Origin of the sequence: Marinomonas algae (assembly GCF_047525555.1) — a bacterium.
Classification (GTDB): Bacteria; Pseudomonadota; Gammaproteobacteria; order Pseudomonadales; family Marinomonadaceae; genus Marinomonas.
In genome coordinates this window covers 150,964-163,557 of the sequence record NZ_JBLIXK010000002.1, presented here as the reverse complement: position 1 = coordinate 163,557, position 12,594 = coordinate 150,964, and the positions used below count along the sequence as shown (strand labels likewise).

Annotated in this window: 14 protein-coding genes; 5 read left to right on the top strand and 9 right to left on the bottom strand. The window is 41.3% G+C overall.

Annotation, left to right across the window (positions count from 1 at the left end):
- Positions 1-5: 5 nt before the first annotated feature.
- Genes ybeY through miaB form a run of 3 tightly spaced genes read right to left on the bottom strand, consistent with a single transcriptional unit; the run spans position 6 to position 2,932 of the window.
- Positions 6-470 carry an rRNA maturation RNase YbeY gene (gene ybeY / locus ACMUMQ_RS05100; RefSeq protein WP_414680928.1) on the bottom strand — a complete coding sequence of 155 codons (465 nt, stop codon included), beginning with the start codon at positions 468-470 and terminating at the stop codon, positions 6-8.
- The gene (locus ACMUMQ_RS05095) at positions 470-1,531 is read right to left on the bottom strand and encodes a PhoH family protein (protein ID WP_414680927.1); all 1,062 of its coding nucleotides are present in this window, start codon (positions 1,529-1,531) and stop codon (positions 470-472) included. Before ACMUMQ_RS05095 ends, ybeY begins: the two co-directional genes overlap by 1 nt.
- 45 nt (positions 1,532-1,576) lie before the next feature.
- Positions 1,577-2,932 (bottom strand): tRNA (N6-isopentenyl adenosine(37)-C2)-methylthiotransferase MiaB, encoded by a 1,356-nt coding sequence (gene miaB, locus ACMUMQ_RS05090; RefSeq protein ID WP_414680926.1) that lies wholly within the window; start codon positions 2,930-2,932, stop codon positions 1,577-1,579.
- A gap of 204 nt (positions 2,933-3,136) precedes the next feature.
- On the opposite strand from miaB, the gene ACMUMQ_RS05085 reads away from it, so the two are divergent.
- Positions 3,137-3,838, top strand: a complete 702-nt coding sequence (locus ACMUMQ_RS05085; protein WP_414680925.1) for a hypothetical protein — start codon at positions 3,137-3,139, stop codon at positions 3,836-3,838.
- A 130-nt stretch (positions 3,839-3,968) separates the two neighbouring features.
- On the opposite strand, the gene ACMUMQ_RS05080 is transcribed toward ACMUMQ_RS05085, so the two are convergent.
- Together ACMUMQ_RS05080 and ACMUMQ_RS05075 are read right to left on the bottom strand one after the other, a co-directional pair.
- Positions 3,969-4,574: an outer membrane beta-barrel protein gene (locus ACMUMQ_RS05080; RefSeq protein WP_414680924.1), complete on the bottom strand. Its 606-nt coding sequence runs from the start codon at positions 4,572-4,574 to the stop codon at positions 3,969-3,971.
- Positions 4,575-4,670: 96 nt separating this feature from the next.
- Complete coding sequence (locus tag ACMUMQ_RS05075) at positions 4,671-5,168, bottom strand: EVE domain-containing protein (RefSeq protein ID WP_414680923.1); 498 nt, start codon at positions 5,166-5,168, stop codon at positions 4,671-4,673.
- A gap of 189 nt (positions 5,169-5,357) precedes the next feature.
- Here ACMUMQ_RS05075 and ACMUMQ_RS05070 point away from each other — a divergent pair, with 189 nt between their 5' ends.
- From ACMUMQ_RS05070 to ACMUMQ_RS05060, 3 genes are read left to right on the top strand one after another with little or no spacing between them, the layout of a single operon-like run.
- Positions 5,358-6,461 (top strand): HD domain-containing phosphohydrolase, encoded by a 1,104-nt coding sequence (locus tag ACMUMQ_RS05070; RefSeq protein WP_414680922.1) that lies wholly within the window; start codon positions 5,358-5,360, stop codon positions 6,459-6,461.
- 23 nt (positions 6,462-6,484) lie between these two features.
- Positions 6,485-7,411, top strand: coding sequence for a histone deacetylase family protein (locus ACMUMQ_RS05065; RefSeq protein WP_414680921.1), 927 nt, complete (start codon positions 6,485-6,487; stop codon positions 7,409-7,411).
- Positions 7,412-7,450: 39 nt separating this feature from the next.
- The gene (locus tag ACMUMQ_RS05060) at positions 7,451-8,341 is read left to right on the top strand and encodes a polysaccharide lyase family 7 protein (RefSeq protein WP_414680920.1); all 891 of its coding nucleotides are present in this window, start codon (positions 7,451-7,453) and stop codon (positions 8,339-8,341) included.
- Positions 8,342-8,417: 76 nt separating this feature from the next.
- Here ACMUMQ_RS05060 and ACMUMQ_RS05055 read toward each other — a convergent pair whose 3' ends face one another.
- Entirely contained in the window at positions 8,418-8,894 is a 477-nt protein-coding gene (locus tag ACMUMQ_RS05055) for a GNAT family N-acetyltransferase (RefSeq protein ID WP_414680919.1), read from the bottom strand.
- 120 nt (positions 8,895-9,014) lie between these two features.
- Here ACMUMQ_RS05055 and ACMUMQ_RS05050 point away from each other — a divergent pair, with 120 nt between their 5' ends.
- The gene (locus ACMUMQ_RS05050; RefSeq protein WP_414680918.1) at positions 9,015-9,536 is read left to right on the top strand and encodes an Mpo1 family 2-hydroxy fatty acid dioxygenase; all 522 of its coding nucleotides are present in this window, start codon (positions 9,015-9,017) and stop codon (positions 9,534-9,536) included.
- A 113-nt stretch (positions 9,537-9,649) separates the two neighbouring features.
- Here ACMUMQ_RS05050 and ACMUMQ_RS05045 read toward each other — a convergent pair whose 3' ends face one another.
- From ACMUMQ_RS05045 to ACMUMQ_RS05035, 3 genes are all read right to left on the bottom strand, one after another.
- Entirely contained in the window at positions 9,650-9,853 is a 204-nt protein-coding gene (locus tag ACMUMQ_RS05045; protein ID WP_317004412.1) for a hypothetical protein, read from the bottom strand.
- A gap of 278 nt (positions 9,854-10,131) precedes the next feature.
- Entirely contained in the window at positions 10,132-10,668 is a 537-nt protein-coding gene (locus ACMUMQ_RS05040; RefSeq protein WP_414680917.1) for a hypothetical protein, read from the bottom strand.
- A gap of 154 nt (positions 10,669-10,822) precedes the next feature.
- The gene (locus ACMUMQ_RS05035; RefSeq protein WP_414680915.1) at positions 10,823-12,589 is read right to left on the bottom strand and encodes a sodium:solute symporter family protein; all 1,767 of its coding nucleotides are present in this window, start codon (positions 12,587-12,589) and stop codon (positions 10,823-10,825) included.
- Between the last annotated feature and the right edge of the window lie 5 nt (positions 12,590-12,594).

Here is a 12,594-nt window from a genome sequence, read left to right as displayed (position 1 = left end):
TTAACTCACTCTTTTATCAAATAGGGGTCGGAAATGGACAGAGACGCTAACAGCTCGGTCTCTATTGATTCCATTTCTTCTGCTTCATCATCATTTATATGGTCATAGCCGCGTAAATGCAAGATACCATGAACAGTCATATGTGCCCAATGATGAAGTAAGGGTTTTTGTTGTTCTTTTGCTTCTTTTTCGACAACTTGAGTACAAATGACTAGGTCGCCTAATAATGGGAGCTCTAGCCCAGGTGGTGCTTCAAATGGAAAAGAAAGCACATTTGTCGGCTTGTCCTTGCCTCTATATTCATGATTGAGTGCGTGACTTTCTTCTTCATCGACAATGCGAATGGTTACTTCAAATTCATCACCAGAGGTTGGTAGTGCTTTTTCTACCCAGAGTCTGAAATCAGCTTCACTTGGCAAGTTGTCTACAGCATCAGTCGCTATTTGTAGGTCTAAATCCAAGTGAGCCATTACTCTTTACCTGTAGTTTTGTCGCTGGATATCTGCTCAGCTTGGGCTGCGCGGCGAGCTTCATTACGAGCTTTCTTTTCGGCTTCTTCTTCGATATCAAAACGATCATAAGCTTCAACAATGCGTTGAACAATTGGATGACGAACCACATCTGAAGAATTGAACATAGCCATGCTAATGCCATTCACGCCTTTCAAAACATGCATGGCGTGAGCCAAACCAGAAGACGTACCACGAGGTAAATCAACCTGTGTCGTATCACCCGTAATCACAGCGGTTGAACCGAAACCGATACGAGTGAGGAACATCTTCATTTGCTCTCGTGTGGTGTTCTGACTTTCGTCGAGAATAATAAAAGCGTTATTCAGTGTACGTCCGCGCATAAAGGCAAGAGGAGCAATCTCGATGACATTTTTTTCAATCAACTTGTCGACTAGCTCAAAGCCAAGCATTTCATATAAAGCATCGTAAAGAGGGCGTAGATAAGGGTCAATTTTTTGTGATAAATCGCCCGGTAAAAAGCCCAGTTTCTCGCCTGCTTCAACCGCAGGTCGAACCAACATGATACGCTCAACTCGATCTGCTTCTAAGGCTTCAACGGCACAAGCAACGGCTAAGTAGGTTTTTCCTGTTCCTGCTGGACCGATACCAAAGTTAATATCGTGTTGGCGAATTTGCTTAACATAGCCCTGCTGGTTTGCGCCTTTTGGCTTGATGTAAGCTTTGCGAGTTTTGATCACAACCTGATCATTTCTCTCTCTTTTGCTGCTAGTAAGAGACTCAATAGCCGACTCTTGAAGGTACAAGTGAATGGTTTCAGGCGAAATTTGTTTGCTGGCAAGGGCTTCTCGGTAAAGATTTTCAAGAAGCATCTTAGCTGCGGCTACGTGCTCTGAGTCGTCGCCAGAAATACTAAAGAGGTCTGCTCGATATTGAATAGAAATATCCAAGCGTTTTTCTATTAGCTTGATATTTTCATCGAGCTGACCACAAAGACCAGCCAAAGCATCAGCATTGGCTGGAGTTAGACGAGTTTGTTGAGTTGTCTGTGTAATTTCCAAGGTTTGCCTTTGTCTATTTGAGTAAAAAGCTTTTCAATGTAAAGCTTATTGAAGTACAAAGTCAGTGTCGAGTTCAGAGCCAACTAATTCACCAAGCAGAGAATTAGGGTAAGCATCTGTGATAACGACATCCGCAAATTTGCCAATCAATTGAGGATCGAATGCGCGGAAGTTCACAATTCGATTATTCTCTGTTCGACCTTGAAGCTGTCCTGGATCACGAGGTGAATAACCACTGACCAGAATACGTTTCACTTCACCAACCATGGCTAAGCTAATGTCATAAGCTTGCTGACTGATACGGCGTTGTAGAATAGAAAGGCGCTCTTTCTTAACATCTTCTGGTGTATCGTCTTCTAAATCAGACGCCGGAGTGCCAGGGCGCTGGCTATAAACAAAGCTGAAAGAGTGATCAAAGCCAATTTCTTGAATGAGGTTCATAGTATCAACGAAGTCGTCATCCGTTTCGCCAGGGAAACCGATAATGAAGTCAGAAGACAAACTGATACCAGGGCGAGCTTCTTTAATGCGGTTGATCTTATCAATGTAGTATTGACGATCGTGCCCACGTTTCATCGCACTTAAAATGTTGTCAGCACCACTTTGAACTGGCAAGTGTAAGTGGCTTACCAGTTTAGGTTCAGTGCGGAAGGCTTCAATAAGGCTGTCCGTGAACTCAACTGGGTGAGACGTTGTAAAGCGAATACGTTCGATACCATCAATTTGTGCAACCGCGTGAATAATATCAGCAAGATCCGTTTCATCGCCTTCAGGCGACTCACCACGATATGCGTTGACATTTTGTCCTAATAAATGGATTTCGCGTACACCTTGTTCGGCCAATTGAGCCACTTCGACAAGAATGCTATCGAATGGTCGGCTAACTTCTTCACCGCGAGTGTAAGGTACGACACAGAAAGTACAGTATTTACTGCAACCTTCCATAATGGAAACAAAAGCTTCCGCGCCTTCTACGCGAGGCGCAGGAAGGTGGTCGAATTTCTCAATTTCCGGGAAAGTGACGTCGGTAATTGGAATTTGGCTACCTGCTGCATTGACCATTTCAGGCAGCTTATGCAGTGTTTGAGGTCCAAAAATCATGTCTACGTGTTTAGCTCGCTTGCGTATTGCGTCGCCTTCTTGGCTTGCAACACAGCCACCAACACCAATTACAAGGTCTGGATTTTTCTGCTTTAGCTTTTTCCAGCGTCCAAGTTGGTGATATACCTTGTCCTGTGCTTTTTCACGAATGGAACAGGTATTTAGAAGCAGTACGTCTGCTTCGTCTGCGTTGTCTGTGAGTTCCATTTCATGGCTTTCGCCAAGTAGATCTGCCATACGAGAAGAATCGTATTCGTTCATTTGACAGCCATGAGTTTGGATAAAAAGTTTCTTTGCCATGTAACCTATAAACCTAAAAAGAGTTCGTCTAATCGACTTTGGGGTTATTATATTGGGCTTTGCTCTGGAAGCCCAGAGCTGTTATGAATTCCCTGTGTTTTTAAGTAAAAAAAGTAACGTGAGAGAGTCATGCTTTTTCTGACTGGAGCTTTTAATCAAGAGAGGTCAGAATAGTTGAACTAATGGATTGGTTTTGGAGATGTTTTGAAAACTTATTTTCGTGCTTCTGTGTTGAGGTTTTTGATCTGTGTAGGTGCTATTGCTCGCCCTCTTTATGCAGAAGTAGAACACCCTAACTTTGTGTTTGGTCTAGGTTATGGCGTATTAGATAATGACTCGCTGGTGAACATAGATTTCGCTATTAATATGCCAGTGGCGGAACATATATCCACGCAAGTGCTGTTAAATAGTAACTACTTGATCACAGGTTCAACTGAAGAAAATTTTGCGCAATCTGAACTGTCTTCCAATTGGTTTTTGAGTAATCGTTATGGACGAATAGGCTTTGGCTTAGGTTTTAGCGAGTTAGAGCCCATGGATGAAAGCTTAGATGTTGAGCGAGAATTAATGGGGCAGGTTATTGGGGAGCTATTTATCGATGACTTCTCTTTGTCGGCTCATTATATTTCCAACGAATTGACACTAAGCAATGTAACAAGCTCTCGTTTTGGGGCTGGTTATTATATCAATGAAGATCAGCGTATCTCCTTCTACAGAGAAGAATACGGTGAAGAGAACATAGGTTGGCGTCTAGAAACCTACTACCAACCCAAGAAATATGAGCAGAAGGGAAGCGTTGGAATTATATTCAGAACAGGCGAAGACTATGATTACTTAGGCGTTATCCTCCAATACTACTTTGACCATAATGTCTCTTTGCAACAGCGAGAAAAAGAGTTTCATTAAGATATTGAAATTTTTAACGTCAAGTAAATGATGCTGTGTCTTAATAAGTGCTTATAAATAGAAAGTCGCTCTCTTTGCTTTTGTTAAGCTTGTTTGACATAGCGTAGAGAGCTAGCTACTTGTAAGATACTTAAAAAGAATAAGTCCATCTTAAGTCAGTATAAGAAGCGTCTTCATATCTTGAGTTAAATAAACCGATAGAGTGATGGTTTGATATATGAAAAGCCGCACTTAGATTAAGTGCGGCTTCTGATACGCCTGCAAAAGTGATTCTAGATAATGAGGCTCCTAGCTCTAGCCTTTGCGCTATCAAAAAACGAGCCCCTCCTTCTAAGCCATAACCGTAGTTACTTATGCTTTCTGATGATGACTCTTTAAAATAATTGCTTTCATAAGAAGCTTTGCCGAATATGTTTATAGTATCTAGAATACTTTGGCGATAACCCACTCCGAGTGACAATCTCATGAATTCTGCCGCAGTAGCACCGCCGGTCTTCGATGTTGACTCGAGACGTCCTGTAACAAAAGCATTCTCGTCTAGTAAGTTAGTACCTATAAAAGATACTCCATGAAGATTGTATGAAGCAGAAGGTGTTGCTTTTGTATAAGCTGAATCAGAAATAGAGGGTGTTACTCTAGTATAAGCTAAAGAAGCTTGAGTCCATGGTAAACTTTCAATTGCATGAACAGGAAATGTAGGTAATAGAAGTGATGACGCTAATATGAGCTTTTTCATTATTCTCTCCATGCCCAACTTATATATTCACGACTGCTTAGGGCCGAGGCAATCTGCAATTATAGTTACCGTAACTTTGAATTCCTTAAAGAAAATTCAGGCTGCATTCATATCTTCAAGAAGTATATTATAGGCAGTTTGCTGTATGCTAGCAGATCTTTTTAATATTAACGTTATGTGTTCCCATTCATTTTTTGTAACGGGCATAACAGAAAGTCTATTGCCTTTCCTTACCAACGCCATATTTTGCAGGTCTGGTGATTTTTTGAGCTCTGCAAGAGTGATCATTTTCGACCACTTCTGATTAAACTCAATATCAACCATGAACCAAAGTGGTTTTTCTTCGGTCGATCTTTTATCAAAATACGGACTGTTTCTATCCCAACTGGTATAGTCGGGGTAAGCTTCTTTACATACTTTTGCAATACCAACAATGCCTGCTGGTGAGCAACTTGAGTGGTAAAAAAATACTAGATCGCCCACTTTCATTTCTTTCATGAAGTTTCGAGCCTGATAGTTTCGCACGCCATCCCATGATGAACTCTTCAAACGCTTCAAGTCATCAATGGAAAAAGCATCTGGCTCAGATTTCATGATCCAATAGTTTGTCATAATGATCTAATCTGATTGAAAAACATACAATATATTAACGATTATGAGAATTTTATCTACTGGTATAAAGAGGTATTAAATTTTTACGGATTGCCTTAAAGTTACCTGATACTTTTAAAAAATAGTCTCAATATTTTGAGGAAATATTCGTTGTCCTAATGGATCGTAAATATGAGTCACTTTGCGTGTAAAGAATTTTCGGGATTAGAGAAAGAACTAAAAGATGATTTGCTGGAATGCTATGTAGAAGCACAAGAAGAGATAGAAGATATCCTCATTGCGATCGACAAAGACGGTTTTTCGTTTGATAAGCTAGACCAATTATTTCGATCTCTTCATAGCATGAAGGGGAACTGTTCAGTGTGTTTTTTAGACCCCTTAGTTGATGTTTTACATAGATTAGAAGAAATCGTTGACGGCATGAGAGGCGGCTATATTCAGTACCACATTCATTTAGGTGAATTGATTCAATGTGTGATTGAAAAAGTTTTTGTCCTTTTAAAAGAAATTTATCAGTTTCATGTAGCGGAAAGCGAAGTGCGAGACATTTTGCAGACAGGCTTGGACGCTATTTACAAAGAAGAAGATGAAGCTAAGCGTTTGTCCTTGACGGTGAGTCTGTTGAAGAAATGTGATCAAGAGGTTGATGAAGAGGAAGAAGAGTCGGAATCTCAGTCACTCATCATCAAGGTTGAATACTCTGAAAGTCAGCAAGCAGACATTGATTTATTTTCAGGCTTTAGCCAGAAATTGAATCGATTGCTTGGCTTTTCTAATGAAAGAAGCGAGAGAATTCTTAAGCTATGTCAGTTGATTAATTCTGAATGTGTTGACCTTGTTGATCCTGCGCAATTAAGCGCTGCGGCTTACATGCATAATATGGGAAAGGCTCAAATTCTGAATTGCAGTGATGATGACGAAGAAGCGAAGAAGCATGCCCAGTTGAATCATCCTATGGTTGGTGCTCAATTGCTAGCCAAGCATGAAGGCTGGGAAGAGGCCGCTTTAATGGTCAAGCATCATAAAGAGCGATTTGATGGTACTGGTTCACCAGATGGTTTAATTGGTTCTTTAATTCCACAGGGCGCATTTATTATCTCTATGGCGGTTATGTTTCTTGATATCGTTTGGGGGAAATCTGGCAAGGAATACAATAAAAGTGCTATGCGAGCCATTCAAATGGTGAATTTAGAAAGTGGTAAAGCATTTCCACCTCATCTTATTCAGTCTTTTAACTCTGCAATGCGTAAAGCCCTAGTGGCGAAAAGCCGATAATATGCAGTTGGCCTTTCTTTAATATGAATAACCGATTATTGCCTCTTGTGTTTCATCCGCACTACAGTATTCCTTTTCCAGCTGGCCACAGGTTTCCTATGTCTAAGTTTCGTTTTCTGGCTGAAACTTTGCGTGAGCAAGGTATTTTAACCAATGAAAATGAATACACCCCAGAGCCACTTTCACTTACGACCTTGATGCAAGCCCACGACTCTGGCTATGTTCAGCGTTTCATTCGAGGAGAGCTTACGCCGTTAGAGGTCAAGGAAATTGGTTTACCTTGGTCCGAATGGTTGGTTGAGCGTACTTTGCGTGCTGTTTCTGGAACCTTGCTGACAAGCGAGCTTGCTCTTCAATACGGCCTTGCGTGCCATCTTGCGGGAGGAACGCATCATGCTCATCCTGCCTCAGGTTCAGGTTTTTGTATCTTTAATGATCTTGCTGTTGCTGCCTTTAATTTGGTTACTACAAATAAAGCCAAGAAAGTGCTGATACTTGATTGCGATGTTCATCAAGGTGATGGAACGATTGCTTTTTGTGAAGGGCGAGAGGACATTATTCCTGTGTCTTGGCATTGTGAGGAAAACTACCCAGCGATTAAAAAAACAGCGGGGATAAACATACCGATTCCAAAAGGAGCAGGAGATTCGGACTACTTAGATATTCTTAAAAAGACGCTCCCTAATATTTTGCAAGAGCACCAACCGGATTTTGTTTTCTACGATGCGGGTGTCGATGTTCATCAAGATGATCGACTTGGGTACGTGAATTTAACGGACAACGGTATTCTAGAAAGAGACAAGTATGTTATTAATGCTTGCATGACTCTTAATATTCCAACCGCTTGTGTTATCGGTGGAGGGTACGATAGGCAGGAGGAAAAAGTAGCTTGGCGACACAGTTTACTTCATCAAGCTGCCAATCAGGTTTGGAATGAACGCCTGAAATAATCAGGGATTTGGTTAAAAAATATAAAATTTGAGGTAAACATGAAAAAGGGTCTTTTAATTAAGAGTTTACTGTTGCTGTCTGTTGTATCCAGTAATGCTGTGATCGCTGCAGAAGCGCCATCAACCAAGTTTGATTTGTTGGGTTGGACGCTTAGTGTTCCAGTAGACGAGGACGGTAATGGTAAGTCTGATCAAATTAAAGAGAAACAGTTGAATGCGGGCTATGTATCATCTGATTTTTTCTACCTCAATGACGACGGCGGTATGGTATTTAAGTCACCGGTAAAGGGGGCTAAAACCTCCAAAAATACAACTTACACTCGCTCTGAATTGCGTGAAATGATTCGTCGCGGAGACACAAGTCATAAAACAAAAGGCGTGACGGGTAACAATTGGGTGTTTTCAACTGCGCCAGAAAAAGACCTAGAGAATGCAGGTGCCGTGGATGGTTCTATGGAAGCCACTCTTGCTGTTAACCATGTCACAACAACAGGCAAAGCGTATCAGATTGGTCGAGTAATCATTGGTCAAATCCATGCGAATGATGATGAGCCTGTACGTATTTACTATCGTAAACTGCCTGGTAACACACTTGGTTCTATTTATTATGCCCATGAGCCTAGAGTGAACGAAGAAGTGTATGTTGAGATGATTGGTAGTCGAAGTGATAGAGCAGAGAACCCAAAAGATGGCGTTGCTCTAGATGAGAAATTCAGTTATCGAATTGACGTTGTTGGTAATAAGCTAACAGTGACCATTATGCGCCCAGGCAAAGCCGATATTGTGAAAGTGACTGATATGAGCGACAGCGGTTACGATGAAGGTGGTCAGTACATGTATTTCAAAGCTGGTGTGTATAATCAAAATAAATCAGGTGAGCCGGATGATTATGCTCAGGCTACCTTTTATGACCTTAAAGTAATGCACTAATTAAAATGATCTTTATATGTAGAAGCTTTGATTTCCAGTGCGCTGGGCTTCTACATATCAAAGACTGCCACTCTACTTAATCACCTTTCTCACTTGAAACAGCCAGTATCATAGATATGTGTTCTATCCCATCTTCCATGTAAGGCACAGATGACGTCATAAAGCCATGAGATTGATAAAAGTTTTCAAGACGTGATTGCGCCCCTATTTTGATCGAGTTTGTTGGCCATGTATTGCGGCAAACGTCTATAGCTTGATTAATAAGCTCATGACCAATTTTATATTGTCTGTGTTCTTCAACTACAAGCACTCGACCAATACTTGAGTGTGACGGGTAGCTAATCTCTGGCGCGATTATTCTGGCGTAAGCGACAGGCTTGTCTTTGTCCAAGGCGAACAAATGCTTGGTTTCAGAATGTTTGTCGATATTGTCTAGCTCCGGATAAGGGCAATTTTGTTCTACAACAAATATATCAGTACGTATTTTCAGTAAATCGTAGAGCTCATGTAGAGATAGTTCGTCAAATAATTTGCAGTGCCATTTCAGCATCATGTACTTCCCAACTAGATTGCGTTGTTAATTTAAAAATATTGATATGCATAGAGTGATTTATTACTCTCTTTAGAAATGCATTTTAATTATGTCTAAAATAATAAAAATAAGAAGGTCAAAATGAAAACCATACTTGAATATCTATCACAATACGCTTTCTATCATCAAAATCGTAAAAATATCGTGACCCATTTTATAGGAATTCCAATGATTTTGGTGGCGATTACGGTCTTGTTATCTCGTCCGCTATTCTCTGTTTTTGGCATAGAGCTTACACCCGCTTTGATAGCCGCCATGATATCTGGAATATTTTACTTATCTTTAGACAAAGTTGTTGGCTTGCTGATGGTGTTTCTTCTAGGACTGTCTTTATGGTTTTCAAGCTATATTGCATCACAAGAAACAGGCATCTGGTTAAGTGTAGGCATCAGCTTATTTGTTGTCGGATGGATAATCCAGTTCATTGGCCATTATTTTGAAGGTAAGAAACCAGCATTTGTTGATGACATTATTGGCTTGGTCATTGGGCCGTTATTTGTTGTGGTTGAAGCTTTGTTTTTACTGGGGTTCAAGAAAGATTGGGAACAGGAAATCCATGCTTTTTGTAAGCAGAAGAATAAAGATGAAGGATTAGAAAAGTAGAAGGGAAAAAATGGATGGGTGGTGCGCTGATATTTTTATTCTCGCGACCATTCCATTGGAGTGAGCTAGTTTGTTGATCTTAAACCAACAGATACTCAGTATTGCTAATAATATTATGCGTGCTTAAGAGTGCGTGGGTTCAAGTTAGTCTTAAGGTTAGCGAAAACTTTCTTGATTGATTTTGCTAAAGAAACGATACCAGATGATAGATATTCAGCACGTTCTGCATTAGCGAACATTGCATATTTCTCTGCTTCAGTCATGTGTGAAGTATCAACTGCATCAAGTAGTACAATGATTGATTGAGTGTTTTTCATAATGTGCTCCTAGTGGTTTTGGTTAAATTTTTTTGCCTTTCGATGGTTAAATAATAGGCGCCACTAGGAATGATGACAAACGATAAAAAATACCGTTATAGATGAAAAAAACTAACCTTTTGTTCAGAAGTGCTATTTCTTAACCACGAAGAGATCAAAGGTCATTGAGGTAATAAACAACTTTGAAGGTTTGCTTTCTTTGTGTCGGTTGAAAAGAAAATCGCCCTAGAACGGTTGGCTTTAGGACGATAAGAATACAAAATAATAGTTATAAATGATTAACTGCATAGTGCGGTAATTAAAGGGTCGTTGCTTTCTAGAGGGAACCAATTAGTTGATGAGTCAACAGGGTTGCCTGAAGTCGCTGAATTATGTGTAGATGCGCTGAAGCTCTGTGTAAAGTCTGTTCTTGCTTCGTTTACGCAGTCAATGATTTGAGGTACTCGTTTCGCTAGGCTGCGTCGTTCAAAAAAGTATAAATCTACAAGAACCAAGCTCGGATCAATTTTATTCTTCGCAGAGTTTGCTACATCCGCAGCAATGAATCGCATTGTTTGAGGGAACACATAGCTCCAAGGTCGCCATGGTGCTTCTTCCTCAACGGCTTTTACAACTACAACGCCATCAGGCAATAAGCTTGTTTGATGATCGTACCAGTCGTATTCACCTTGTATTTGAAACCCCAACATAGCCATACCTGCAAATGCAGGAACTAACCATTTTGGCGTCATTTGTTTAGATAGTTTTCTGATTAGTAGGGCAATACCCGCGCCGCCGACACCGGCGAAAATCGTCGCAATGAGTTCCCAAATCATAAATCTTCTCTTTTTTAATTAAGGGTTGTTTACTAGAAAAGGTGTTAAGGAATCGAGCCTTCTACATTCTAGTTCTAAGAGTAGAAGGCTCGATCATTACAGATAGTACGTTGTTGTACTAGTGCTTTTTCGCACTAGTGAATATCAACATTGATTAATGATCAACCGCACCGCCAGCACCTTGTGGGTAACGAACACTTTCAACAAGATCTTGGATCTCTTTTGGTGGTGGCGCAGTCATAGAAGAAACAACGAACGCAACCGTGAAGTTAATCACCGCACCAATGGCACCGAATGACAATGGTGATACACCGAACAACCAGTTATCTGGTGTGTTGGCGAAAGATGCTGTGCCAGGAATAAAGAACCAACCAAGGAATAGGAAGATATAAACCAAGGTGGAGATCAAACCTGCAAGCATACCGGCAACCGCACCTGTGCTGTTCACACGTTTTGAGAAGATACCCATCATCAAAGCAGGAAAGATAGAAGCCGCTGCGATACCGAATGCCAAAGCAACTACTTGGGCTGCAAAGCCTGGAGGATTCATTCCCAAATAGGTGGCGACAGCGATGGCGACGAACATGGAGACCCTTGCCACCCTAAGCTCACCTTTGTCACTGATATTGGGGTTTATAGAGCCTTTTATTAAGTCATGACTGATTGCGGAAGAAATGGCGAGCAATAAGCCTGCTGCGGTTGATAGTGCAGCCGCAAGGCCACCAGCTGCAATTAGACCAATAACCCAACTTGGTAAGTTCGCAATTTCTGGGTTAGCCAATACTAGAATGTCACGGTTAACAACTAATTCATTACCTTCCCAACCACGAGCTGTTGCTTCTTCTTGGAAAGCAGGAACGTCGTTATAGAACTGAACTCGGCCGTCACCATTTTTGTCTTCAAACTTAATTAAACCTGTTGTTTCCCAAGTTTGAACCCAATCAGGGCGTTCAGCGTATTCAATTGGTTGTTCCGTTGGGCCAGATGGGTAAATAGTCGTTAATAGATTCAAACGAGCCATAGACGCAACAGCAGGTGCTGTTAGGTACAATAATGCGATGAATACTAACGCCCAACCAGCAGACCAACGAGCGTCAGCAACTTTAGGTACTGTGAAGAATCGAATGATAACGTGTGGCAGGCCTGCAGTACCTATCATCAAGGATAGAGTAAACAGAATCATGTTTAGCTTGTTATCCACATCGGCGGTGTAATCTTGGAAACCAAGTTCACGTACCACTTCATCCAGTTTCTGCAATAAAGGCACACCAGACTCAGCATGAGTCGAGAAAAGACCAATAGCAGGAATGAAAGAGTCTGTTAATTGTAGGGAGATGAAAACCGCTGGAATTGTATAAGCGATGATCAATACGACATACTGAGCAACCTGAGTATAGGTAATACCTTTCATGCCGCCCAATACTGCGTAGAAGAACACCACAACAGCAGCGATGATTAAACCAGTATTATTGTCTACTTCTAAGAAGCGAGAGAAAGCCACGCCCGCACCAGTCATTTGACCGATAACGTATGTTACTGAAGCAATGATCAAACATGCCACGGCAACTAAGCGAGCGGTGCTGCTGTAGAAGCGATCGCCAATGAAATCTGGCACAGTAAATTTGCCGAATTTACGCAAATAAGGTGCTAATAGCATAGCAAGCAAAACATAACCGCCAGTCCAACCCATTAGATAGGTTGAGTTAGCGTAACCGCCTGCTGCAATGAGCCCGGCCATGGATATAAAGGAGGCGGCAGACATCCAATCTGCGGCAGTCGCCATACCATTTAGGACAGGGTGAACGCCGCCACCAGCGACATAGAATTCTTTTGTTGATCCAGCTCTTGCCCAAATCGCAATGCCGAAATAAAGCGCAAAAGAGCCACCGACGAAAAGTAGATTAATAGTAAACTGATCCATACGAC

What these genes read in the sequence shown, in the direction of transcription:
- ACMUMQ_RS05050 (WP_414680918.1), top strand. Translation starts at nt 9,015, where the DNA reads ATGAAAACCATACTTGAATATCTATCACAATACGCTTTCTATCATCAA.
- ACMUMQ_RS05045 (WP_317004412.1), bottom strand. Translation starts at nt 9,853, where the DNA reads ATGAAAAACACTCAATCAATCATTGTACTACTTGATGCAGTTGATACT.
- ACMUMQ_RS05075 (WP_414680923.1), bottom strand. Translation starts at nt 5,168, where the DNA reads ATGAAATCTGAGCCAGATGCTTTTTCCATTGATGACTTGAAGCGTTTG.
- ACMUMQ_RS05070 (WP_414680922.1), top strand. Translation starts at nt 5,358, where the DNA reads ATGAGTCACTTTGCGTGTAAAGAATTTTCGGGATTAGAGAAAGAACTA.
- ACMUMQ_RS05035 (WP_414680915.1), bottom strand. Translation starts at nt 12,589, where the DNA reads ATGGATCAGTTTACTATTAATCTACTTTTCGTCGGTGGCTCTTTTGCG.
- ACMUMQ_RS05080 (WP_414680924.1), bottom strand. Translation starts at nt 4,574, where the DNA reads ATGAAAAAGCTCATATTAGCGTCATCACTTCTATTACCTACATTTCCT.
- ACMUMQ_RS05040 (WP_414680917.1), bottom strand. Translation starts at nt 10,668, where the DNA reads ATGATTTGGGAACTCATTGCGACGATTTTCGCCGGTGTCGGCGGCGCG.
- ACMUMQ_RS05055 (WP_414680919.1), bottom strand. Translation starts at nt 8,894, where the DNA reads ATGATGCTGAAATGGCACTGCAAATTATTTGACGAACTATCTCTACAT.
- ACMUMQ_RS05065 (WP_414680921.1), top strand. Translation starts at nt 6,485, where the DNA reads ATGAATAACCGATTATTGCCTCTTGTGTTTCATCCGCACTACAGTATT.
- miaB (WP_414680926.1), bottom strand. Translation starts at nt 2,932, where the DNA reads ATGGCAAAGAAACTTTTTATCCAAACTCATGGCTGTCAAATGAACGAA.
- ACMUMQ_RS05060 (WP_414680920.1), top strand. Translation starts at nt 7,451, where the DNA reads ATGAAAAAGGGTCTTTTAATTAAGAGTTTACTGTTGCTGTCTGTTGTA.
- ybeY (WP_414680928.1), bottom strand. Translation starts at nt 470, where the DNA reads ATGGCTCACTTGGATTTAGACCTACAAATAGCGACTGATGCTGTAGAC.